Below are 21,425 nucleotides of genomic sequence, written 5' to 3' on the forward strand. Positions count from 1 at the left end.
TACACTTATCCACAGTTGCTGGTTCCAACACCAGCGACCCGCCCTGGGTCACTATTGGATCGGCAGGGTGGGTCAATATTCAATCGGCGCCGACACTCTTTCAGACACCGAGCCAGATGCCCCTATCCAAAGGCGCATTTTTCTCCGCTGGACGACTCTCGTACGTTCGGCTCACTTCAATTCCCCGTACGTACGTACGAAGGATTTCCCATGCGTACGTACGTACGGCCACCCCCGCAAATGCGCACCCGTGTAGATCGAGCGACACGTATGCCGATCAACACTAAAATCGCGCACAGCCCTCCCTGCGCTTTAGTTTGGCCGAGCCCATCAAAGGATGTTCACCGGTGTCTGATAACCAAAATAACAGTTCATTGCCGTCAGCGTCACGACCAAGCGCTGTCAATCCGACAGTCGAGGCGCTTTTGCCTTATCTCTTTACCTCTTTGCCGTTTATGGAAACGGTAATGACGCTGTCGCGTCCGCCTACCAATATTCCCAATCCCACTGCTGAAAAATACTTGGCAAAAGTGCAGACCGAGAGAGAAAAGCTACTTTTGCGGCCCGAATCTGAGTTGTTGCCAATCCTTCAAAGGTATCGCGCCAAGGAACAGGCGCAAAGGGAAGCCGCAGCGGCCGCGAAGAAAGAAAAGCATGCCGCCAAGTCGGCCGGAATTGAAGCGGCCTTGTTCTACAACCAGCCATCCGCCAGCGCAGACTTCGATTACTGGCTCAAGGCGGAATATTGGACCTTCGATGAAGCGGTTGCGCTCCTGCTGGGGAAGGCACCCACCGTCGTTACGTGGGCGGCGGTCAAGCGCGAGCTTGAGGCTAAGTCTGGTTTTATGTTGTTCGAGAAACCAAAACCCGCTTCTGGGTTTCTCCTGACGTACCAGCGCCTGCGAAATCTGGCACTCCGGGCGCAGGCAATGACCCGCACGACAAAGCTCCGCCCAACGGATGCAATCGCATGGGCCCAAAACAGCCATGCAACTGAAGTTCCGCCACAGCTTATTCAACTGCTTGCGCCACCATCGCCGGAGAAAACCGACACAGCCTGGCCTGCCAACGCCGGAGAGGCAGCTATCACGGCAAGGACGGCAAGCGCTGAGTCACAGGCTATGCCCCAACAAGATCGGGCACCTACTGCGCCGTCAAAGTCAACTCTGAAGAAGTCAGCGCTGGTGAAAAAATATGAGCGTGTTTGGATGACGATTGAGAGCGACTTGGGGCACGCCAACGAGAACGGCTTTTCAAAAGCAGCGAAAGCTTCGGTTTATGGACAGTGGTGTGAAGAGGAGGCCCTGGCATGGGCAAGACAGAACGGAAAGATTGTTGAATCAGTGGCGCCACCAGCTGCTTCAATGGCGTCCTTGCCCCGGAAAATTCACTTGATGGGCGACTGAATCACCCGATTTTGACCCGGAAGTATCCCGATACTCACCCGAGTTTGCCCGCCGAGCGCGGATTCTAATAATGAGAAGCCATGAACAAATACATGGCGACCCTCACCCCTCAAACCACTCCCCTTGAGCGCGAAACCCGCGCCAACCTGCCTACGCATGAGGCGGCCTATCACCTGAATCGCGCCCAGCAGACGTTGCGACTTTGGGCCATGCGTGAAAACGGCCCGTTACGGCCGATCCGCGTTAACGGCCGCCTGGCTTGGCCGGTCTCCGAACTTCGCCGAATTCTTCAAGTTCAGTCGGTAGTATGAAGCGCCCCATTCAGCGGGTCGGCCTATGGGCCTTGCCTGGCTTCATGGGCATCGATACGAGCCGCGCCACCGCGCCAGCCTGCTTATGACCCCCACCCAGTCAGAAGACGGATGGAACCAAGCGGGGGCCTACCAGCCGGACCTGAGAACGCAAAACTGGATTGAACGCCAAGTGTGCACCTTGCCCACACGCTGGAAAAAAAAGCTGGTGAACCGCTGGCGTTCCGAAGTACCAGGCGGTCGCAATTTCGACGCCGCCATTGGCCACCATCCCGAATACTTCGCCAGCACGAATTTAAAAGTATGGTCCGATCGCCTGGGGGGCGCACGCCTGCCGCTCGACGCATCCGACATGGATATTTGCAACGCGGCTGACCAACTGGCAAAGCGCTGCCTGGACATGGCAAGCGTGCTGAGTGCACAACTGAAAAGCAACATCGCATTGCCGAGCGGCCATATCGCGGGTGAATATTCGGTCATCAAGCAGCCGGGCGAAGTCATCACCTTTGCCGTGCCTGGTGACAAAAAAACTGAAGCTCTACGCGCGGCAATGAACAGCCTCGCAGAGGGTCAAGAAATTGAGCCGCCCCAAGCCTGGGACGAGGAAAAAAAAAGGGGCGTGAAGGATGGACCGGCTGTCGCCAGGATGGCGGACCCGCTCTGGTGGCGGCGCAAGCTGCGCGACGTGCATGCCAAGAACGTGGAAGGCGCGTCCATCGTCCTGGGCTATGTGAACCGAGCCAGGGACTGCTATGTATCCAATGAATCCGTTTACCGGCGCGCACAGCAGAACGAGCGAAACACGGAAATGATGGAAAACACCATCATGACCAACGAGATAGGCCAGGAATACACACTTGCCGAACTCGCCGCCAAAGGCCCGGCAAACAAGGGCATCTGCCGCGCAGAACTCATGACCCGTATCAGCGGCTTTGAACGCATCGCCCAGGCGGAGGGCCACGCCGGGCTGTTCTTCACGATGACCTGCCCCAGCCGGATGCACAAATGGGCTACGGTCAAGGGCGCAGACAACCGCGTTTTTGAAAACAAACGTTATGACGGCACCCTACCCGGTCAGGCGCAAAAGTACCTTACCAAGGTCTGGAGCCTCATACGTTCTAGGCTAGCCCGCCAGGGCATCCGGCCATACGGCTTCAGGATTGCCGAACCGAACCACGATGGCACGCCGCATTGGCACCTGCTGGTATTTGCCCCGCCTGAGCATCTGGCCGACTTGCAGGCCACGGTCTGGGAATATGCGCTGCGGGATTCACCGGACGAGCCGGGCGCCTTGAAGCATCGGGTGGACTTCAAACTCATTGATGCGGGCAAGGGTACGGCTGCGGGCTATATCGCCAAGTACGTGGCAAAAAACATCGACGGCTACAAGCTCGATACCGACCTCTACGGCAATGACGGCGCGACGGCTTCTCAGCGGGTGGAAACCTGGGCGACAACCTGGCGCATTCGCCAGTTTCAGCAAATTGGCGGCGCACCTGTCGGGCCGTGGCGCGAGTTGCGCCGGGTCAAGGAACTCCCAAGCGGAGCGCCCCAGCACCTGATCGACGCACACCACGCCGTAAACAAGACCACCGACCAGGAAGCCGGTACCGTCAGTTCGGTTAGCTGGGCGCACTACACCAAGGCCCAAGGCGGCGTTTACTGTGGCCGTAATGCACGCATCAAGGTTTCCAAGACTCAGCCGGACGGCATGAATCGCTATGGTGAAAAAGCGGCCCTGCGGCCGATAGGTGTGGAAACCGTCAGTGTTGAACAGTATGTACCGGCGCACATGACGCATATGGGCGGCCAGGCAACAAGGTTCGTACATTGGGTCGTGGAATCAGAGCGCCACGTGTGGCAAACCGCCAGCCGGAGCGCGAATCCGAATTCTCCCGCCGCTTCGCGGCCTTGGACTTGTGTCAATAACTGTACGGACAAGCCTGAGAATGAAAAAGACGGAGGGACTTTTAGAGGAGTAAGCAGGCAAAAAGAATACGCCATGGGGGAGCCAGAACAGAGCTTCAAACCGCATGTATTGGAAATCGTCACCGTTCTGGGTAACTCTGACTTCCATTGCTGGCAATGACCACTTTAAACAAGATACTTTATGCGGCGATAGTGTTCGTAGAGCTTAAATCTACCAAACCCTGAAGTCGGTCAAGAGAATTAATTGGGCACAGTGAAGTAAAACTGACTTTAAATTGGTCATTGACCCTCTTGGAAAGCATTCGAGCGAAAATGCTAGGAAGGGTTAGCATAAATGCCAAAGTCAGAAATTTAATATTTTGTCTTATTTATGAGAAAAACACTCCTCAACTTACAAACTAAGAAACGCTAGAAACATCCTTCTCCAAATTTCTTGTTGCATGCCTAATAAGATTGTGGAATCGCTTAGATACTTCGACAGCATTCAATCCAGCAACGTTAACTCCAATCTCTTTAAGTAACTTGGTCATCTTGGGTAAGGTGAGATTGTCGTAATTTACGATATATCGATGAGTTAATTTATCTTTCCTTTTAGATTCAAAAAAAGCTTTTAGCATTCTTTTTGGAAAAGGAGGGGTTGTTATTTTAAAGCGATTTAAAAGCTTCTCAACTGTATTGTCAATTCGTCTCAATATACCAAGATCATTGATTTGAGAATAATAGAAGACCCAACCAAAGCGTTGATTTTTGTAAATGCAGCCGGTTAATTTCAAATTTAGCGCCCAACGAAAACGTGCTAAGGCTGTGTCCTTGTTGGTCTGAGTTTTACACTTTTTAAGTCTGTGCATATACTCAGAAAAAACCGTCACAATTGAACTCTCAAAACCGAGGATATTGCTGGGCTTTACGGAAACTTGGTTTGGACTAAGTTGATAGCCTAGAAAATTTAGTCCATCGCTCAACCGGCCAGTTATTGTTTTGGAATCAGGCGTACCCGGCGCATGAGGGTTCAGTTTTTGCTTTTTTAATAGTTTTAAAGCTTCCTGAAGCACTGCTGATGGATCACCATTAGTCAACAAAAGAATATCGTCAACGTATCGAATGCAAACTGGCGCAATCGAATTAAGGCCATTATCAATATCCAACATAAAGACTTCTGCCAAAACGTTTGAAATGGAAAGTCCTTGTGCAACACCTTTGGTCTGAATTCTTCCGTGCCTAGTATTTGCTTCAGAAACAGTTGGGTTAGTAATTGCTGATTCAATTAGTTTTTTAAACTCAGGAATTCTAATTTTTCGCCTGAGTTTGCTAATTAGCAAACTATGATCAATCGATGGATAGAAATCCTGAAGGTCTATCTTCACAAAATGTGTAAATTTTCCGCTGTCGATGCTGTTCCGAAGTAGTGTAATTTTTCTTTGCGGTAGCTCTGGTTTGGCAGCAGGGAATACAGTAAAAATATAGTCACAGAGAATTCTTAAGGTCAATCGGTCTCTAATTGTTGGTATAGAAAGTTGCCTTGGGGTTTTACCAGCACCCTTTGATATAAGTTTTTCTTTGAATTTTGTGAACTTATATTGACCGTTTGATACTTTCTGGTAAATAAGTTCGCACTCTGTATCCAGGCGGAGCTCAAAATTATGCGAATTTACCTTGTCAATTCCAATTGATTTCGTACCTAATACCTTTGTGTTGTAAGAAAGTTCAATGGATTTCTTCTTAAAATCCTGTCTGAATTTTTCGGCCGGTCTAATTAACATCAAAATTTTATTTTATGAAAATTCAGTATTACAATCAAAATTGGCAAAAAATATAATATGAAAATACACAACCATCGAATTGAAATTTCAATAAATTCTACAATTTTTTCGTAATATGAAGGGATTCTCGATGTTGGGCTGAATATTCTAAAATATCTATCATCATAAGAAGAGTGATTCTCACATTCGGAAAGTAGTTTTGAATAAATTTTAGGTTTTTCTTGGGGAGTTATATTGCCAATATTTAGTTCGTCATATAACAATTTAAGTGCAATATGATTGGTTCGCATAGAAATAGCGCGCCCTCTATAATCCCTTGCAGTAATTAGCATTGAAATAATCAAAAGCACAATTGAAAGAGTAGCAGTATAAAGATCAGTATCAGGACCTAAAAAATCTTTATACTTTAGTCCGACGATTGCGATTACTAAAGCGGCTATTGCATACCAAACTAACAATACTTGTGAGTGAATATCATTATTTTTCAATCTGAGTTCAGCAGCGATTCTCGCCTTATACGTGAACCAAATGTCGTCGAATTTCTGACTCATATATTAGGAGGGGGTCAGGAATAGAGAAAGTATAAGTAGACGCCCTTGCGGACCAGAAGCTTGCGCTTCAACAGTTTCCTACCCAAGCTTTGGCTTCAGTAGTTCCCCGTTTGTTATCAGATTCGCCGTGCAAGCACAGCTTGAAGCCTGACCCCCGTTAACATCTTATACCAATTCCGCTTCGTGACATTACTGATATTGAAGGAAGCCTTTTCCCAACGGCGAGCACGAACAAGGATGGCAATAGGAATTAGTGCAAAGTCATACACAGATATCGCAGCAGACATTGACGATCTGCTTGTAGGCGAAGTGACAGCGGTTTGCCAGATGCCGCTTCCGCAGTTGCTGCCAGACCTGCCCGGCCCCAGGTTAGGTATGGGTGAACCCGCAGGTAATTGCAAGAAGGACAATTTGAGGAATCCGAGCAGTTTGGCGGTGGTATGACAGCATCCACGATTGAGCACGGTTGCATGGCGCCCTGGAGGGACGGCATTGCTGATAGCCTGCAGGTTACGGCACCAGGATTTAATCCAGCGATTTTAGGTATTCGGTATGGCAAATTTGATACTGGAGTTAAAAATCTGCCTTACATCCGCCATTACATATCCAACAAAGAAAAAGGGCTCACTACTATTTTCATAGCAATTAACCCTTGTCTATATTGGTGCCGGAGAGATGAATCGAACACCCGACCTTCTCATTATGAAGAATTTGGTTGCTAATTACGCGTTTACGATGCGCAAAGTAACGGTCGTGGCCTTGGCATCAAACCCAATTCCTGCTTGCTCCAGAATCCACGCTTCAATCTTTTCGTGGTGAACGCGCAGCAGGTCGAGCGGGCGCACGGTGTAATGCTTTTCAGCGGTCGCACTTGGCTTGTGTCCCATGACTTGCGCCACCACGCCAGCAGGCACCTCAAGCCACTCTGTCAGGCTCTTGAATGAACGGCGCAACCCGTGCAGGGTCAGGTCATCAATTCCGGCCACGGCGCAGGCGATTGAATGGGGCTTGTGCGGCTTACTCATGGCACCAGCAGTGCCAGAAAAAACAAACTCATTGCGGCGGGGCAGGGCGGCCAGTAAGTGCGATACATAAGGCGTCAGAGGAATGACCCGCTCGCCTTCCACCTTGTCCCGGATGGTCAAACCCTTCCACTTGGTATTCACGTCCTCCCAGCGCAGCCCCAGTACTTCACCCGGCCTTGCACCAGTGAGTAGCAGTGTTTGCAGGTATGCGGCTGTCACCAGGTTGCCGATACGTTGCACAGCTTCAAACCAGACCGTCAATTGCTCCCGCATTAGGGCATCCTGTTTAACGCCAGCCTTGCCCAATGCTTCGCGGCTTCTGGTTGTCTTGGCTGGGTTCTTTGCGGGTAGCAAGTCGGCGTAGGCGGACTGTTCTGAACACCAGCCCAGAAACACTTTCAATTGTCGCCATGCAAGCCGGGCGGCGCTGGGGCGTGTCTTGGCTTCACTGGCAGCCCATGCCTCGATTGTGGGCGCGTTAAGGCCACGCAAAGGCAGCCCCATCAAGGGGTAAAGCGGCCCGGCAATAGTCATGCCCCGGCCACGGGTTCCGCGCTTGGCGACTTCGCCCCCGGCCTTGCTCAAACGGATGTGGTCGGCATGGTGCAAAACTCCCCAATGTTGGCGGCGTTCGGCCAGGTACACGGCCCACACTTCGCCCGTGGTCAGGGAATTAGCGGAGGCTTGCAGCTTGTCGGCTTCATCCTTGACAAAAGCGGCGGCAACGCTGGCAGCTATGGCAGCGACTTGTTGGCGCTCTAGTTCGCGGGGGTCCTGCTTGTCGGTTTTGACAGTCTTTGCAAGTTTGCGGGCCTCGCCTTTGGCCTCATCTATCGGCATCAAAGGAAACCCCCCAAGTGTGCGGCTGATAGCCTTGCCCTTTAACTTGGCCTCATAAACGAACGACTTTGCGCCATTGGCGGTAACTCGCACCCGTAGCCCGGTTACATCCTTATCGCGCAGAAAAGCTTTCGGAACGCCAGCCGGGCAGGTGAGGCGTTCGATTAATCCCACGCTTAGTTCGTGTGTCACGCTTAAATCAATCGGTGCGTCTTTTCTTGGTCTTGCCATTGCTTACCCCCTACGTTGTTTCATACCTGCGCTGTACCGCCCGAAATGGGCTATTTAAGCGAATATCAATCAACGTTCAGACGGTTTGCTTGTCCAGTTTTTTCATCTAAGTCGTTGATTTTTATAGATTGTATCTACTGTAATCAACGTGGGCAAATACCTATTAAGCTGGACTCATAATCCTTTGGTCCACGGTTCAAGTCCGTGACGCCCCACCACGCCAAATATGGAAAGCCTGCTATTTAAAAATAGCGGGCTTTTTTGTTTTTGATGCTCAAAGCCTGACTGGCGATCAATATGTTTTTTGTGCAGTGTTCCATACTGGCACCTGCAATTCAGTAAACAAGCCCCAGCAGCAACAGTCGCTGCCAGCACAATATGCTGGCGATCTGATTTACCGTGAATTGTTGAACCTGCCGATTCAATTCTGTTAATCCTTGACCAGTAGCAAGCCAGGCAAGCCTCTGCCAAGCCGCAATAATCGATCATGGATTCAAAAATTTCCTCATTCAAAATTCCAGAGTCGGTTCTGGTCATCATTTTCACGTCTCGACTTGATGTGCTTTTGATCGAACGTGCTGACCATCCGGGTTTCTGGCAGAGCGTGACCGGCTCAAAAGACACGCCAGACGAGCCGTTGCTGGAAACAGCGCTGCGTGAGGTCGAAGAAGAAACCGGTATTATTGCCGCGCCATCCCAAATTCGAAACTGGGGCCTTTCAAATGTGTACGACATTTATCCCGCTTGGCGCCATCGTTATGCACCCGGCATCACGCGCAATACCGAGCATGTCTTTGGTTTGCACCTGCCTCAAAGCTGTACAGTCAGACTCAGTCCCCGCGAACATACAGCTTCGCAATGGCTGGCGCATCGCAATGCTGCGGAACAATGCTTTTCTCCCTCCAATGCCGAGGCCATCTTGATGTTGCCGAGATTCAGGGATTCAATCGATTGATCAGGTGCGGCAGCATCCACGAATTTTCACGGCGTTAACGTTGCAGACAACCCTCATGTTTCTCGCTTCCAATACCGCAATGTCAATTGATTTTCCGTTCTCCCAGGGACATGAAGTTTTTCCCGAAACTTTTTTCATACACTGATGGCGACTTCGATCCAATCCGAAACATTTCAATTGCTTCAAGGTGGTCAGGCATTGTTTCCGGCACTTGTTCAGGCCTTCGACGGTGCCGTGAAATGGATACAGCTTGAAACCTATATTTTTGATTTTCATGGGGCTGGCGCCGTTGTGGCCGATGCCCTCGTGCGGGCGGCCAAACGCGGTGTAACGGTTCAGGTTCTGGTTGATGCGGTCGGTAGTGGACCATTGCCGGATGACTGGCTGCGAAAATTTTCCAGTTCAGGCGTTCAATGGTGTAGATACTCTCCTGTAGGGTCAAGTCTGGGATTTTTGTTGCCCGAACGCTGGCGCAGGCTGCACCGCAAGCTGTGCGTGGTGGATGAGCGGATTGTTTTTTGCGGCGGCATTAACGTGCTGGACGATTTTTATGATCCTAATCACGGCGAACTGCAGGCGCCACGGTTTGATTTTGCCGTGATCCTGACGGGCCCCCTGGCGGTTGAAGCGACTGATGCCATGGCCCTTTTATGGTGGCGTGTGCAAGCTGGCTACAGCGCGCGACAAAGACATTTAAACGAAGCCTGGGAGAAATTCAAGGCCGCAGGTTATGGTGGACGCACAAATGCAAAGCTGCTTGCGCGTCCTGGGAATTTGCGTTTTCCCAATATGGGTGGCAGTTCACGTCCCAAGGCAGCGCTGGTCCTGCGCGACAATCTGCGCAACCGCCACAGCATTGAAATGGCCTATCGAAAGTCCATTGGCCAGGCACGTCGGGAAATCATCATTGCCAATGCTTATTTTTTACCTGGCGGCAAGTTACGCCGGGCGCTGATGAAGGCTGCAAGACGCGGTGTGCACGTGACCTTGCTGCTGCAGGGTAAATATGAATACTTCATGCAGTACCATGCCGCCCGGCCGGTATATGGAGCCTTGTTGGCCGCGGGTGTCGAGATTCATGAATACTCCACCAGTTTTTTGCATGCCAAAGTGGCGGTAGTCGACGGGCACTGGGCCACCGTCGGCTCGTCAAACCTTGACCCCCTAAGCCTTTTGCTGGCCCGAGAAGCCAATATAGTGATTGAGGACCGTGTCTTTGCCGCCGAACTCAGCGCTTGCCTGCACGAGGCGGTCACGCACCACGGGGTGCGCATAGACCCTGCGGTTTATAGACGGCGACCCTTGGGCCAACGTATTCAGGGATGGATAGCTTATGCACTGATGCGTTTGGCCTTGACACTGACCGGGCAGCGCTATTGAAATAAAAAACAAATAACGTAAAGTCATCATTGAAATCCAATTTGCTATTTAATTCATAGCTAACTTCGCTTTACAGTAAAGCGCTTGATCGTCAAGACCTTATTTTTCTAAATTCAGGCCATGTTTAAAGAGGGCTGGTAATATCCGGCATGCTTATGAAAATTACTACTAATCTTCAGGATGTGACAGACGAGGGAACGCCAGTTTCCGTCAAGATACGCGAACGCCTGGTTCAGGCGAAGAAACGTTTCCACGCCAACGACAACATTTCCGGATTCATTGAGCCTGGCGAATTGGCCGGCCTGCTCGATGAGGTGGAAGTCAAGATGCAGGGCGTTCTTGACAGTCTGGTGATCGACACTGTGGGTGACCACAACACGGGCAACACCGCACGCCGGGTTGCCAAGATGTACCTGAACGAAGTCTTCAACGGGCGCTATGTAGCGGCGCCGAGCATTACCGAGTTTCCCAATGCCGAGCATCTTAACGAGTTGATGATCGTTGGGCCCATTACGGTCCGCAGTGCCTGTTCCCACCATTTTTGCCCGGTGATCGGCAAGATATGGATTGGTGTCATGCCAAACGAACATACCAATGTTATTGGCTTGTCCAAATACGCACGCCTGGCCGAATGGGTGATGGGCCGTCCGCAGATTCAGGAAGAAGCGGTGGTGCAATTGGCTGACCTGATCATGGAAAAAACCCAGCCTGACGGCTTGGCCATCGTTATGGAGGCAAGCCATTACTGCATGGCTTGGCGCGGCGTTAAGGACATGGACAGTAAAATGATCAACTCGGTTATGCGTGGCGTGTTCCTCAAAGACTCGACCTTGCGTCGCGAATTCCTCGCACTTATTCCCAGAAAAGGTTAACCCATGCTGGTTCGTTTACTTTATGCGAGTCGCGCGGTGGATATGGGCGATGAAGCCGTTTCCAGCATCCTCTCACACTCCCGCCTATACAACCCTGCACTCGGGATTACTGGAATCCTTTGCTATGGTGGCGGGATTTTCTTGCAGGCTATTGAAGGCGGACGGACGGCTGTGAGTGAACTGTACGGGCATATCTTGAAAGACCCGCGTCATAAAGATGTGGTGCTTCTAGATTTTCAGGAAATTTCGGAACGCCGTTTTGGCGGATGGACCATGGGAACGGTCAACTTGCTCAAGTTAAACCATTCCATCTTGTTGAAATATTCCGAGAGGGCCGAACTTGATCCCTATGCTGCATCTGGCAAGGTGTCGATGGCTCTGCTTGAAGAACTGATGGCTACCGCTTCCATCATTGGTCGTGCCTGAAAAATAGTTTGTCAGGCAGTGCGCGTTAATCCTGAGTCAAATATGTTCAGCGGCTTAATGACAGGATGAGTAAGTCAAACTTGATTCCCGAATTATTGGTGGGTTGCGATTTTTCATCCAGCCCCAGCAAACGCAAACCGATTGTGATGGCTTCAGGAACCGCTTCGAACGGTCGTGTTCTTCTATCGGGTCTTGAGCGTCTCGATTCGCTTCAAGAGTTCGATAATTGGTTATGCCAAGACCGCCACTGGCTTGGCGCGTTTGATTTCCCGTTCGGTTTGCCTCGCGAACTGGTGATGCATATGGGCTGGCCTACCCAGTGGCTCGAGTCGATAAATCACTATGCCAGTCTGAGCCGACTTGAGATTCGCAACACGTTTGCAGCATTTTGCGATGCACGTCCCATCGGGAAAAAATTTGCCCATCGTGCTACTGACTTGCCTTCTGGCGCGAGCCCATCCATGAAGTGGGTTAACCCACCGGTGGCTTTCATGCTTCACGCCGGCACTCCACGGCTTGTTGCTGCAAGCGTTCACATCCCCGGCCTTCATCCCGGCGACATCGGACGTATAGCGCTGGAAGGCTATCCGGGTTTGCTCGCTCGCGAGGCATTGGGACATCGGTCTTATAAAAGTGATGACAGGATCAAGCAGACGCCGGAACGGCTGATTGCACGCAAAGATCTGATCACTGCATTGGAGCATGGGCAAACCCGACTGGGTCTGCGTTTGAAGGTCAGCCATGCGCAACGTGATGCTTTGGTCGATGATGGAAGTGGCGACAACCTGGATGCTGTGTTGTGTCTGATGCAAGCTGCATGGGCAGCACGGCAAGGAGCACCTTTGTATGGTTTGCCTGCTGATATGGATACGCTGGAAGGATGGATTGTGACGGCTTGAATATAGTTATAGGTTGGCGAAAATGATTTCATTAAGTTAATTGGCAATCGATAATGGCTATATATCCTGAATGCGTTGGAACTTCCCATTAATATGAAATGGGTTTATAGTACTGGACAATTTTCATAAAACTTGAATACTTGTTTTTTGTTTTTTGTATTTTGCATTTTGCAAAAAAATAATCAGCGACATGTATACAGGCGGTTGGCAGGCATGCAACGTCAATTTGGCTATTGTTCTTTCTGAAATTTTTGCTCGATAAAAAGGATGTATCGTGAAAAAAATGCATTTTCTCAATACTTTGCCTATTATTTCTTGGATGAAAATATGGATATCCGCTGTTATGTCACTAGTCATTGCAATAGCTTTAAGTGGTTGTAACAAGCCCGCTGACACTCGAACGCCTGGCCAAAAACTTGACGCAGTAATTAGCAAAACGGAAAAAGTTGCAGAAGAGCTAGGAGTGCAAGGCGAGCAATCAAGCGGCGACATGAAAGCCAAAACAGAAGCGGCCTTTGCCAATGCAGGCGATGCACTAAAAAAGGCTACAGAAAATGCCAAATCTTCTACCAAAGAGGTAGCCAATACTGCCATTAATAAAATGGATGACATGGTCATTAGCACTGCCATTTCAGCCGAATTGCTAAAAGACGCCGAAATCAAACTTTTCAGGATCAATGTCGACACAAAAGATGGCGCTGTGGTGTTGAAAGGCCAAGTGCCTAGCGACGCAGTACGTGAAAGGGCATCTGCAATTGCCAAAACTTTCAATGGCGTTCAGTCGGTTGACAATCAATTGACTGTCAAAGTTAATTGATCGCGTACCTGCCACTGAATAACCATAAGACATGGAAAATTTTCCGGAACCAGCAGTCCAAAAGAATTGATGCGATAGTTTTAAATATTTAAGAAATAAAAAAGCAGGCACGGAGATCTTCTCTTGCCTGCTTATTTAGCGCTGCTATTAAGAGCAGCGTAAATCGATTAAGGACGTACGACAATGTCGTTGCGAACGCTCCTGACGTTGCTTACGCCACGGGCAATACTCTCAGCCTGCATTTTTTCAGCAGTAGACTTAGCAAATCCGGAGAGTTGAACCGTGCCGTTCAGTGTTTCAACGCTGATGGAAGTTGCGGAAACGGTCTTGTCTTCAGCAAACTTTGCCTTGACGGAAGTGGTGATGGCTGCGTCGTCAACATAAGAACCTGCGGTCTGCTGACCCCGACCAACAGCGCAGCCACTGCCAATAATGGTGATACCAGCCAAGGCTGCAAATGCAATTGCGCGAACGTATTTCATAGGGTTTCCTCTTCGATTTGATTTATTTAGGTTGGTGCAAAGTTTAAATGCCTGTCGATTAACGGCACCACGCCTATCGACCAGCGCCTGAAAATTTAAATATCAAGCCAGTCCTTGAGCTCGTCTGCATGCTCTTCTTCCTCTGCCAGTATGTCTTCAAGCATTCTTCGTGTCGTGGGATCTTTGTCCGCCAGCAATGAAATCATCTGGCGATAGGCTTCCACTGCAATCCGCTCTGCGATCAGATTAACCTTCACCATGGTTTTCAAATCGTTAGATTCGTCGTAATCTGCATGGCTGCGCTGGAGAAGGGTAGAGGGTGAAAAGTCTGGTTCACCGCCCAGCTGCACGATGCGCTGGGCAATGCGGTCGGCGTGTGCTGATTCTTCGGTGGCATGCACCATAAACTCTGCAGCAATGTGAGGCGAAGTAAGGCCGCTTGCCATAAAGTGATGCCGCTTGTAACGCAGTACACATACCAGTTCAGTTGCCAAGGCATCATTGAGGAGCTTGACGATGGCTTCGCGATGCGGTCCATATGCAGGAGTTACAGCGCCCTGATCAAGACTTGATCGAACGGCATCGAGTGCCGATTCATCAAGGCTCAATTCATTGGTGGAGTTAGTCATGTTATTCATAATGTTGTATCGGTAGTATCAGATGTGCGAGTAAAAGAAGTCAGCATGGTTAACAGCGTGTTTGACAAACCCGAAGATTTGACCGCTGCTACCAGAAGAGCACTTGCGGACATCATGCGCCATGGCCTGGCGATCACCAGTGCGACACCTGTAGCAGCAGAAATACCAATCAGTTTGAAGGGATGGGCACTTGCATATTCCCTCAAAAGAGGACTTGCAAGTTCGACTGCCGAGCTGGCTGGATGGCGGTGCCACCACATTCGAGCTGCAAACTTTAGTTTGCTGAACATATTGCGTTCAGATGAAACTATTTCAGTGGCATTCCCATCGACATGGTTAGCGTCTTTTTCAAGCCTCTGATCCGCAGCTGGATGGTGACGGTTCATATGCCTGACGATAGCCTTTCGACTGATAGCCAAACGTTCTTGAGGCGTAAGTTCGATAGGAAGAGAGGCCATACCGTATTCTTTTGGTAATGTAATTCAGGACGCTGTGCGCAATGCTTGGGCATCGCTGTCAATTTGGGCTTTCAACTCAGGAAAACGCTCACTTTTGAAAGGCTTGGAAGCAATTAAGGCACCAATGACGGCAAGTATCAGAGCAACAGCAGGTACAGCCACCAGAACCCAGTGGAACTGGTTTTGCACAAACCCCAGCATCAACGCCGTTCCAAAGAGTAAAAGAAAAATAACGAAAGCCAAAATAGCCACTATGCCCGCCACTGCTCGCTTCACCAGATCAGAGCCTGCGCTGGTTGCTTCCTTGTGAAACAGCGATCCGTACGCAGAAAGATGATCTACGACCAGATCAGGTCTTTGCACAATCGTCGAAAAAAGAGGATGCAGCATATGTGAGGATAGGTGGTGCGTCAGTTAAAAACAGGCGTAGTGGGCAAAAGATTTAATAGCGGTTTTGATTGCGCTGGCGAGATGTTGAAACCAGCAGTGCTACTGCAGCGCCAACCGCTGCAGCAATCAGAACCGATTGCATGGGTTGTTCCGAAACGTAACGGGTGGTGGCATCTGCTGCATGCCTGAGTGATTTTTCAGCACGTTCTTTGGCTTCAGAGGCTACATCCAAACTCTGGCGAGCCATTTTTTGAGCCTTGGCGGCTAGCATTTCAACCATGGGGTCAACACTGCCGCGAAGTTCACGAACTTTGTTTTCTGCCTTGTCAAGCGCTTGGTTCGCATGCTCGCGCGTAGATTCGATAGCTTTACCTGCTGAGTTCATCATGTCCTCTGAAGTTTTTTGCATTGAAGGAACTGCATCGCGCGCTATGTTGGAAGGGCTGTTAGTGTTCATGTCTTTTTTCCTTGATGAGTAAGTGATGAATTAGAAGATAAAAGGTCAGGGCTTTGTAGCCGATCTGCCTTTGCGCTAGTTTTTCTTGATCAGGCTTATGACAAAGCTGACAATCGCCATGATAGCGAACAGAAAGAAAAGAATTTTGGCAATTTCCACAGCCCCTGCCGCAATTCCGCCAAAACCGAACACTGCAGCGATTAATGCAATCACTAAAAAAACAACGGAATAGTGCAACATTTGATTTCCCTTCATATCGGCTTGGCACATGAAAAGTGCTTCTTTATGGTTCCCTATAGCTTCTTCTTGAAGTCATTTTTGTTCCATCGGCTTGGGGCCTAAACCCCTGTCAGGGTCTAGGGTAATGCCCTGTAGGAAAAGGACGATGATTTGTAACTCGAGACTGTTTCAAGAATTTTGCGCTGGACTTGCTTTTTCAGTAGCTCAATGAGATTTTGGTAAAACCGCACCCACTTGAGTGCCTTTGTTTTCAGCGCTGGCTACCGTGAGCTTTCCACCTGCAGCTTCTACTCGGTGACGCATACCGGCTAGTCCGTGACTGCCTGGGCCGATACTTTCCAGTTTGAAGCCTTTGCCGTTGTCCTTCACATCGACCGTGATGAAACTGTCAAAGTTGTGCATGCTGATTTCAACTTGGATGGCATCGGCATATTTGGCAATATTGGTCAAGGATTCCTGGACCAATCGGTAAACGGTCAATTGGGCTGAGCCGCCGAGTTCAACGGCTTCCAAGTCTGTGGTGATCAACAGTCCTGATCTTTCCTCAAACTCCCGCGCCAGAATTTCAAGCGATGCCACCAGACCCAGATGGGAAAGTGAAGATGGCCGAAGGTCTTCAACAATGCGTCTTTTCAACGCGATGCCCGTGTTGAGTGTGCTGGTTAGATGTTCAAGCCGCTCCAAGGCTTCTGGCAGATTGTCAGCAAGCCGTGATTTCAGTCGTGCGACATCAAGTTTGGCGGCCGTCAGGAGCGCGCCAAGTTCATCGTGAAGTTCTCGCGCCAGATGTCCACGCTCGTCTTCGCGCACGTTTTGCAGATGGGTTGCCAGTTCGGCAAGACTTGCCGTTCGCTCCCTGACCTGTTTTTCCAGCAAGTCCCTTTCACGCTCCAGCATTTTTTGCTCGCGTTGACCCGAAGCCAGCAGTGCCTTGTTTTGCATGAGGTACATGTAGAAAGCAAGCAATCCGACAAGTGCAGTCGTCGCAATGCCTATGCGCGAAAGCTGCAGCGCTTTCCTGACTTGTGCCTGGCCCTGTTCCATCTGCTGAATGCTGCTGGCGTGCAACTTGTTAGATTGATTTCGGATGGCTTCCATTTCTTCCTTGCCTACGTCGGTGGTCAACACAAACTTCCAGCCATCGTCATTGCCCTCCTTGCGCATGCGCACACTCAGGTCCATTTCGGCCATCTTGCGTGACACGTGACGCGACAAGGTGTCAAACTCGTCTATCAGCGCTGGTTGCGAAACAAAAATCTGCTGCAATTCGTCCAGGTTCTTAGTAATATCACCTACTGCAACACTGTAAGGCTCCAGGTAGCGGGCGTCGCCTGTCAACAAATACCCGCGCTGCCCGGTTTCAGCATCCAGAACTTGCCGCACCAAACCGGTAATGGCCGTGCGTGTCTGTTGAGCTTTCTCCATGTTGCTGACAGCCTGGGTTGATTGCTGAAAACTCGTTTCGTTGATGAAAATCATGAATGCGGCCGCCAGAATGGCAAGAGGCAAGCTGATGGCGGTTTTCAACGCAGAAAATTTTTTCAAGACTAACTCCTGTTCGGTACTGCTGTGAATAACTCGTCAATAATGAGCAGTGATAATCAAGACAGTCGTTTTTGCCTCGTGGCTGTTTTTTGGCAAATTTTCCGGACAGCGCAGGTTTTATAGAAAGATAGTGACATGATAAAAATTGGAATTGTGGATGACCATGCCATTGTGCGGTCGGGACTGAAGCAGTTTTTTTCGGATCAGGTGGACTTGCGTGTTGTCGGCGAGGCGGCAAGTGGGCGTGAAGCAATTGATTTGGTTCGCAATGTTGAACTGGACATACTCGTCATGGACCTGTCCATGCCAGGCCAGAGCGGAATTGATGCATTGGCGATGATTCGTGCAAAAGCACCTGACGTCGGAATTCTGATCTTAAGCGGCTATCCGGAAGAGCATTACGCCGTCAACCTGATTCGTCAAGGCGCCAGTGGTTACCTCAACAAGGAATGCGATCCCTCAGAAATTGTCGATGCCATTCGTGTGATTTCTCTGGGCAAGCGCTACATTACCGCCGCAGTGGCGGAATTGCTTGCACAACAATTGAACCGTCCAAAAGACGTCGCAGCGCACGAGCAACTGTCGGAAAGAGAATTTCAGGTTTTCCTTAAGCTTGCCAAAGGCGAAACGGCAGGGGATATCGCCAAGGCTCTTTCACTTAGCGTCAAAACGGTGAGCACCTACCGTACCCGAGTGATGGAAAAAATGAGTCTGGCATCCAACAGCGACTTAACCTACTACGCCCTCAAAAACAAGCTGATCGATTGATTCGTCGAGACGTCAATTGATGGTTGTCACAATGTGGGTGTGCTGAATAGTCAACCGCTTTTTGCGGTGAGAACTCTTTCAGGGGAGAAGAAAACAACCCTGGGAGTTCACAAGCTCATCTGAGGATGCTCAGTTTTTGGCATCGAGATCCTTGTTTTGTTGCAAGCAGTAGTCCACGAGTGCGTCAATTTCGTTGGATTTGTCAAAGACTGCGTCAACACCCAACTGAGCGCATCTCTGGCGGATATCTGTTGTGGCGTAATTGCTGAGAACCACCACTTTTTGGGAAGAAAGACGGTCTTTGCATGCTGCCAGAATACCCAAACCGCTGCCTTGCTTCAAAAACAAATCGACAATTGCCAGGTCCCAATCTTCCCGATTGGCATTCAACCAGGCTTTGCCATCGTTTTCGGTTTCAGCCGTTCCCACTGCGATCACACATGCAAGTTCCTCCAGCGTACCAATCAGGTTTTCACGAATGGTAGGGTTGTCTTCTACGATGTATGTTTTCAATCTCACGGCTCATATCCAGTTAACGGAAGGAGGACTTCGCTGTGAGTTGCAAAAAGTCCTCCAATGCGGCCAGCAAGAGCCGGTAATGCCGACGCGTCTTGTTTCCTAATGTATCTTTGATTTTACGCACGATTGTGCCAGTCGCTTTTGTTTGTACCTGTAAGGTATTTTCGACGCTTGAGCGTGATGATTGTGTAGGCTCATACCCACAGTTTTTCATTGCATTCGCCGACTTCGAAAAACTATGCAGCGCAACGATAGTCGCGTTGTATTTCGGGTATCTTCGCCTCAGTTGTGTGACCGATCTTTTGAATTTTCGGTCATTGCTGGTTGAATCTGAAAGATGACTGCATCCGTTGCCAACGCATGAAAAACCACTTTATCAAATCTCTACACCTTCGTTACTGGATGGCTGGCATAGTCATCTTTTTGATCATTGGGGTGCTGGTGCTATCCCTGTTTCCGTGGGATCTTCTCCGCGGACCCGTCAACCGTTATGTTTCGGATCAGCTTGGCAGGCGTTTTGAGATTACCCGCCATCTGTCGGTAAATCTGGGTTTTACGACCAGGGTGAGCGCAGAAGGGATCGAAATTGCAAATCCAGAATGGGCCAATGACCCTTACCTTCTCAAGGCAGATGCTGCAGAATTTGACATCAAACTGCTGCCCCTCCTGAGGGGAAAAGTTGTGTTGCCAAACATCAGGCTGACGCAACCCCGGATTGGCTTGCAGAGTCAGCCCGATGGCCAAAGAACGTGGGCCTTTTCGCACGACACATCGGAGAAAGGGACTGCACCGCAAATTGGCTCCTTTATTGTGGATCAGGGCAGTGTCAGTTACCTTGCGAAAGCTCAAGGCGCTGATCTTAATATCCGATTTTCGTTGGCTTCTGAATCCGGTAACGACTTGCCTCTGAGCTTCAAGGCAACGGGACGATGGAACAATGGTGTATTCGCTGCCAATGGACGCACGGGTGGTGCTTTGCAGTTTAGCAAGGATTACAGGGCTCCCTTTCCTGTAGAAGTCAACGTTGTTGCCGGAAAAACTCGTCTTCAAGCCAAGGGCTCGCTTGATGATCTGTCAACCTTGGCGGGCATCGATGCAACTTTTAACCTTCAAGGTGAAAATCTTGATGATCTTTTCGGTCTGCTTGGTGTCGTCCTGCCTGCCACGCCACCCTACAAATTGAGTGGAAAGCTGGACAAGAAAGAGAAGATATGGGCGGTTAGCCAGATTGAGGGGCTGCTGGGGAAATCTGACCTGAGTGGTGCCTTGAGTTTTGACCAGTCTTCAGCGGTGCCAAAGCTGACAGGCAAGGTGCAATCAAAAATCATGGATTTTGCAGATCTGGCGCCGGTCATCGGCATGATGCCTTCTGATCTTTCAACCGCAAAAGCAAAGTCCGCCAGCACTTCAACAGTCAGCAAAGCAGCGCTGTCTGCTGCAAACAAAAAACCCGAGCCAGCCGGAGTCGCCTCAGGCAAAGTATTGCCTCGTACCCCACTGGATGCGACCAAACTTAATGCCATGAATGCGGACGTCACCTACTCTGCCGCCGATATCCGGCATGTCAAGGAATTGCCGCTTGATAAAGGCTCTGTTCACGTCAAGCTGAATGCCGGAGTTCTGCAACTGGATCCCGTTTCGCTTGGCGTTGCCGGAGGGTCAGTGGCAGGCACCATTCAAATCGACTCGACCGTTGCGCCAGCGGCCATCACTACCCGGCTGGATGTGCGGGCTTTGCAACTGAACCAGCTTTTTCCTACCGTGGAAAACACCAAGACAGGTTTTGGCAAGTTCAGCGGGCAATTCAACTTGACTGGCCGAGGCAATTCAGTGGCGCAAATGCTGGGGTCTGCATCAGGTGACGTGGCAATTCTTATGGGAAAGGGCGAGATCAGCAATATCTTGCTGGAGTTTATGGGCCTCGACGGTGGTGAAGTGATCAAGTTTTTGGTGCGTGGCGACGAAACCGTGCAGTTGCGCTGTGCGGCAGCGGCTTTTGATGTGAAACAGGGTTTGATGACCAGCCGCGCCATCGTGCTCGACACCAGCGACACCCTCATTACGGGGCAGGGCAAAATCAGTTTGGCTAACGAAACGCTTGATCTTTTGTTCAAACCACAACCCAAGGATGTGAGTATTCTGAGCCTGCGTTCGCCGCTGCGGATCGGCGGTACATTTGCCAAAACGACAGCAGGACCAGAAGCCTCTGCACTTGCAGGAAGGGTTGGCATTGCGCTGGTTCTGGCGGCCATCAACCCTTTGCTGGCGCTGGCGGCGACGGTGGAAACCGGACCGGGAGAAGACGCCGACTGTGCCGCGGTTCTGTCCAAAGCTGCGCAGCCCGCAGCAGCAAGTGGCAAAAAGTAAGGATAGGGTGCAGCCTGACAAGCGGTTTTCATTAAATGGTCACACCGTTTGAAAGTCAATTGCACCCATAGAAAATTGCTATTTAATTGATAGCTTGTAGCGCATGTCCAGAAAGCGGTAACGGCTTATTTGATGTAAAAATTAGTTTGTCAGTGAATG

At 50.1% G+C, this 21,425-nt stretch carries 24 protein-coding genes; 12 read left to right on the forward strand and 12 right to left on the reverse strand.

The window, feature by feature from the left end:
• Window positions 1-347: 347 nt before the first annotated feature.
• The 3 genes from IWX87_RS00005 (at window position 348) to IWX87_RS00015 (ending at window position 3,806) form a co-directional block, all read left to right on the forward strand.
• On the forward strand, window positions 348-1,406 hold the full coding sequence (locus tag IWX87_RS00005) for a hypothetical protein (protein WP_196861467.1): 1,059 nt from the start codon (window positions 348-350) through the stop codon (window positions 1,404-1,406).
• An 80-nt stretch (window positions 1,407-1,486) separates the two neighbouring features.
• Complete coding sequence (locus tag IWX87_RS00010) at window positions 1,487-1,717, forward strand: DNA-binding protein (RefSeq protein ID WP_231374268.1); 231 nt, start codon at window positions 1,487-1,489, stop codon at window positions 1,715-1,717.
• 85 nt (window positions 1,718-1,802) lie between these two features.
• The gene (locus IWX87_RS00015) at window positions 1,803-3,806 is read left to right on the forward strand and encodes a replication endonuclease (protein WP_196861468.1); all 2,004 of its coding nucleotides are present in this window, start codon (window positions 1,803-1,805) and stop codon (window positions 3,804-3,806) included.
• A gap of 238 nt (window positions 3,807-4,044) precedes the next feature.
• Here IWX87_RS00015 and IWX87_RS00020 read toward each other — a convergent pair whose 3' ends face one another.
• Window positions 4,045-5,406: a reverse transcriptase domain-containing protein gene (locus IWX87_RS00020; RefSeq protein ID WP_196861469.1), complete on the reverse strand. Its 1,362-nt coding sequence runs from the start codon at window positions 5,404-5,406 to the stop codon at window positions 4,045-4,047.
• Window positions 5,406-5,957 carry an SLATT domain-containing protein gene (locus IWX87_RS00025; RefSeq protein ID WP_196861470.1) on the reverse strand — a complete coding sequence of 184 codons (552 nt, stop codon included), beginning with the start codon at window positions 5,955-5,957 and terminating at the stop codon, window positions 5,406-5,408. Before IWX87_RS00025 ends, IWX87_RS00020 begins: the two co-directional genes overlap by 1 nt.
• A 395-nt stretch (window positions 5,958-6,352) precedes the next feature.
• Here IWX87_RS00025 and IWX87_RS00030 point away from each other — a divergent pair, with 395 nt between their 5' ends.
• A complete protein-coding gene (locus IWX87_RS00030) occupies window positions 6,353-6,679 on the forward strand; it encodes a hypothetical protein (protein ID WP_196861471.1) in 327 nt (108 codons plus the stop codon).
• Here the strand turns inward: IWX87_RS00030 and IWX87_RS00035 are convergent, their stop codons facing one another.
• Complete coding sequence (locus IWX87_RS00035; protein WP_196861472.1) at window positions 6,680-8,053, reverse strand: integrase family protein; 1,374 nt, start codon at window positions 8,051-8,053, stop codon at window positions 6,680-6,682.
• Window positions 8,054-8,227: 174 nt separating this feature from the next.
• Window positions 8,228-8,542 carry a hypothetical protein gene (locus tag IWX87_RS00040; protein WP_196861473.1) on the reverse strand — a complete coding sequence of 105 codons (315 nt, stop codon included), beginning with the start codon at window positions 8,540-8,542 and terminating at the stop codon, window positions 8,228-8,230.
• Here IWX87_RS00040 and nudB point away from each other — a divergent pair.
• The 6 genes from nudB (at window position 8,541) to IWX87_RS00070 (ending at window position 13,402) form a co-directional block, all read left to right on the forward strand.
• On the forward strand, window positions 8,541-9,008 hold the full coding sequence (gene nudB, locus IWX87_RS00045; RefSeq protein WP_196861474.1) for a dihydroneopterin triphosphate diphosphatase: 468 nt from the start codon (window positions 8,541-8,543) through the stop codon (window positions 9,006-9,008). The genes IWX87_RS00040 and nudB overlap by 2 nt on opposite strands.
• Window positions 9,009-9,152: 144 nt before the next feature.
• A complete protein-coding gene (clsB, locus tag IWX87_RS00050; protein WP_196861475.1) occupies window positions 9,153-10,388 on the forward strand; it encodes a cardiolipin synthase ClsB in 1,236 nt (411 codons plus the stop codon).
• Between the two features lie 149 nt (window positions 10,389-10,537).
• Window positions 10,538-11,260 (forward strand): GTP cyclohydrolase I, encoded by a 723-nt coding sequence (gene folE, locus IWX87_RS00055; RefSeq protein ID WP_196861476.1) that lies wholly within the window; start codon window positions 10,538-10,540, stop codon window positions 11,258-11,260.
• 3 nt (window positions 11,261-11,263) lie between these two features.
• Window positions 11,264-11,686, forward strand: coding sequence for a BLUF domain-containing protein (locus tag IWX87_RS00060; RefSeq protein ID WP_196861477.1), 423 nt, complete (start codon window positions 11,264-11,266; stop codon window positions 11,684-11,686).
• Window positions 11,687-11,751: 65 nt separating this feature from the next.
• Window positions 11,752-12,585 carry a DUF429 domain-containing protein gene (locus IWX87_RS00065; protein ID WP_196861478.1) on the forward strand — a complete coding sequence of 278 codons (834 nt, stop codon included), beginning with the start codon at window positions 11,752-11,754 and terminating at the stop codon, window positions 12,583-12,585.
• A 283-nt stretch (window positions 12,586-12,868) separates the two neighbouring features.
• Window positions 12,869-13,402 carry a BON domain-containing protein gene (locus IWX87_RS00070; RefSeq protein WP_231374361.1) on the forward strand — a complete coding sequence of 178 codons (534 nt, stop codon included), beginning with the start codon at window positions 12,869-12,871 and terminating at the stop codon, window positions 13,400-13,402.
• Between the two features lie 167 nt (window positions 13,403-13,569).
• On the opposite strand, the gene IWX87_RS00075 is transcribed toward IWX87_RS00070, so the two are convergent.
• The 7 genes from IWX87_RS00075 to IWX87_RS00105 all read right to left on the reverse strand — a co-directional run bounded on the left by IWX87_RS00075 (window position 13,570) and on the right by IWX87_RS00105 (window position 17,612).
• Window positions 13,570-13,884: a BON domain-containing protein gene (locus tag IWX87_RS00075; protein WP_196861479.1), complete on the reverse strand. Its 315-nt coding sequence runs from the start codon at window positions 13,882-13,884 to the stop codon at window positions 13,570-13,572.
• A 95-nt stretch (window positions 13,885-13,979) separates the two neighbouring features.
• On the reverse strand, window positions 13,980-14,522 hold the full coding sequence (locus IWX87_RS00080) for a ferritin-like domain-containing protein (RefSeq protein WP_196861480.1): 543 nt from the start codon (window positions 14,520-14,522) through the stop codon (window positions 13,980-13,982).
• Window positions 14,519-14,980 carry a hypothetical protein gene (locus IWX87_RS00085; protein WP_196861481.1) on the reverse strand — a complete coding sequence of 154 codons (462 nt, stop codon included), beginning with the start codon at window positions 14,978-14,980 and terminating at the stop codon, window positions 14,519-14,521. The genes IWX87_RS00080 and IWX87_RS00085 overlap by 4 nt, the downstream gene beginning before the upstream one ends.
• A 24-nt stretch (window positions 14,981-15,004) precedes the next feature.
• Window positions 15,005-15,370, reverse strand: a complete 366-nt coding sequence (locus IWX87_RS00090; protein ID WP_196861482.1) for a phage holin family protein — start codon at window positions 15,368-15,370, stop codon at window positions 15,005-15,007.
• 52 nt (window positions 15,371-15,422) lie between these two features.
• Complete coding sequence (locus tag IWX87_RS00095) at window positions 15,423-15,827, reverse strand: DUF883 family protein (protein ID WP_196861483.1); 405 nt, start codon at window positions 15,825-15,827, stop codon at window positions 15,423-15,425.
• Window positions 15,828-15,902: 75 nt separating this feature from the next.
• On the reverse strand, window positions 15,903-16,067 hold the full coding sequence (locus IWX87_RS00100) for a DUF1328 domain-containing protein (protein ID WP_196861813.1): 165 nt from the start codon (window positions 16,065-16,067) through the stop codon (window positions 15,903-15,905).
• 204 nt (window positions 16,068-16,271) lie between these two features.
• The gene (locus IWX87_RS00105; protein ID WP_196861484.1) at window positions 16,272-17,612 is read right to left on the reverse strand and encodes a CHASE3 domain-containing protein; all 1,341 of its coding nucleotides are present in this window, start codon (window positions 17,610-17,612) and stop codon (window positions 16,272-16,274) included.
• Between the two features lie 135 nt (window positions 17,613-17,747).
• Between IWX87_RS00105 and IWX87_RS00110 the strand changes: the two genes are divergently transcribed.
• Window positions 17,748-18,380, forward strand: coding sequence for a response regulator transcription factor (locus IWX87_RS00110; protein ID WP_011800333.1), 633 nt, complete (start codon window positions 17,748-17,750; stop codon window positions 18,378-18,380).
• A gap of 129 nt (window positions 18,381-18,509) precedes the next feature.
• On the opposite strand, the gene IWX87_RS00115 is transcribed toward IWX87_RS00110, so the two are convergent.
• Window positions 18,510-18,899 carry a response regulator gene (locus IWX87_RS00115; protein ID WP_196861485.1) on the reverse strand — a complete coding sequence of 130 codons (390 nt, stop codon included), beginning with the start codon at window positions 18,897-18,899 and terminating at the stop codon, window positions 18,510-18,512.
• Window positions 18,900-19,259: 360 nt separating this feature from the next.
• Here IWX87_RS00115 and IWX87_RS00120 point away from each other — a divergent pair, with 360 nt between their 5' ends.
• Window positions 19,260-21,266, forward strand: a complete 2,007-nt coding sequence (locus IWX87_RS00120; protein ID WP_196861486.1) for an AsmA family protein — start codon at window positions 19,260-19,262, stop codon at window positions 21,264-21,266.
• Window positions 21,267-21,425 lie beyond the last annotated feature (159 nt).

The organism is Polaromonas sp. CG_9.7 (assembly GCF_015752205.1).
GTDB lineage: Bacteria > Pseudomonadota > Gammaproteobacteria > Burkholderiales > Burkholderiaceae_C > Polaromonas.

Coding starts and splice junctions, on each gene's coding strand:
- IWX87_RS00010 (WP_231374268.1), top strand. CDS start 1,487: ATGAACAAATACATGGCGACCCTCACCCCTCAAACCACTCCCCTTGAG.
- IWX87_RS00015 (WP_196861468.1), top strand. CDS start 1,803: ATGACCCCCACCCAGTCAGAAGACGGATGGAACCAAGCGGGGGCCTAC.
- IWX87_RS00020 (WP_196861469.1), bottom strand. CDS start 5,406: ATGTTAATTAGACCGGCCGAAAAATTCAGACAGGATTTTAAGAAGAAA.
- IWX87_RS00025 (WP_196861470.1), bottom strand. CDS start 5,957: ATGAGTCAGAAATTCGACGACATTTGGTTCACGTATAAGGCGAGAATC.
- IWX87_RS00035 (WP_196861472.1), bottom strand. CDS start 8,053: ATGGCAAGACCAAGAAAAGACGCACCGATTGATTTAAGCGTGACACAC.
- nudB (WP_196861474.1), top strand. CDS start 8,541: ATGGATTCAAAAATTTCCTCATTCAAAATTCCAGAGTCGGTTCTGGTC.
- IWX87_RS00040 (WP_196861473.1), bottom strand. CDS start 8,542: ATGATCGATTATTGCGGCTTGGCAGAGGCTTGCCTGGCTTGCTACTGG.
- clsB (WP_196861475.1), top strand. CDS start 9,153: ATGGCGACTTCGATCCAATCCGAAACATTTCAATTGCTTCAAGGTGGT.
- folE (WP_196861476.1), top strand. CDS start 10,538: ATGCTTATGAAAATTACTACTAATCTTCAGGATGTGACAGACGAGGGA.
- IWX87_RS00060 (WP_196861477.1), top strand. CDS start 11,264: ATGCTGGTTCGTTTACTTTATGCGAGTCGCGCGGTGGATATGGGCGAT.
- IWX87_RS00065 (WP_196861478.1), top strand. CDS start 11,752: ATGAGTAAGTCAAACTTGATTCCCGAATTATTGGTGGGTTGCGATTTT.
- IWX87_RS00070 (WP_231374361.1), top strand. CDS start 12,869: ATGCATTTTCTCAATACTTTGCCTATTATTTCTTGGATGAAAATATGG.
- IWX87_RS00075 (WP_196861479.1), bottom strand. CDS start 13,884: ATGAAATACGTTCGCGCAATTGCATTTGCAGCCTTGGCTGGTATCACC.
- IWX87_RS00080 (WP_196861480.1), bottom strand. CDS start 14,522: ATGAATAACATGACTAACTCCACCAATGAATTGAGCCTTGATGAATCG.
- IWX87_RS00085 (WP_196861481.1), bottom strand. CDS start 14,980: ATGGCCTCTCTTCCTATCGAACTTACGCCTCAAGAACGTTTGGCTATC.
- IWX87_RS00090 (WP_196861482.1), bottom strand. CDS start 15,370: ATGCTGCATCCTCTTTTTTCGACGATTGTGCAAAGACCTGATCTGGTC.
- IWX87_RS00095 (WP_196861483.1), bottom strand. CDS start 15,827: ATGAACACTAACAGCCCTTCCAACATAGCGCGCGATGCAGTTCCTTCA.
- IWX87_RS00100 (WP_196861813.1), bottom strand. CDS start 16,067: ATGTTGCACTATTCCGTTGTTTTTTTAGTGATTGCATTAATCGCTGCA.
- IWX87_RS00110 (WP_011800333.1), top strand. CDS start 17,748: ATGATAAAAATTGGAATTGTGGATGACCATGCCATTGTGCGGTCGGGA.
- IWX87_RS00120 (WP_196861486.1), top strand. CDS start 19,260: ATGAAAAACCACTTTATCAAATCTCTACACCTTCGTTACTGGATGGCT.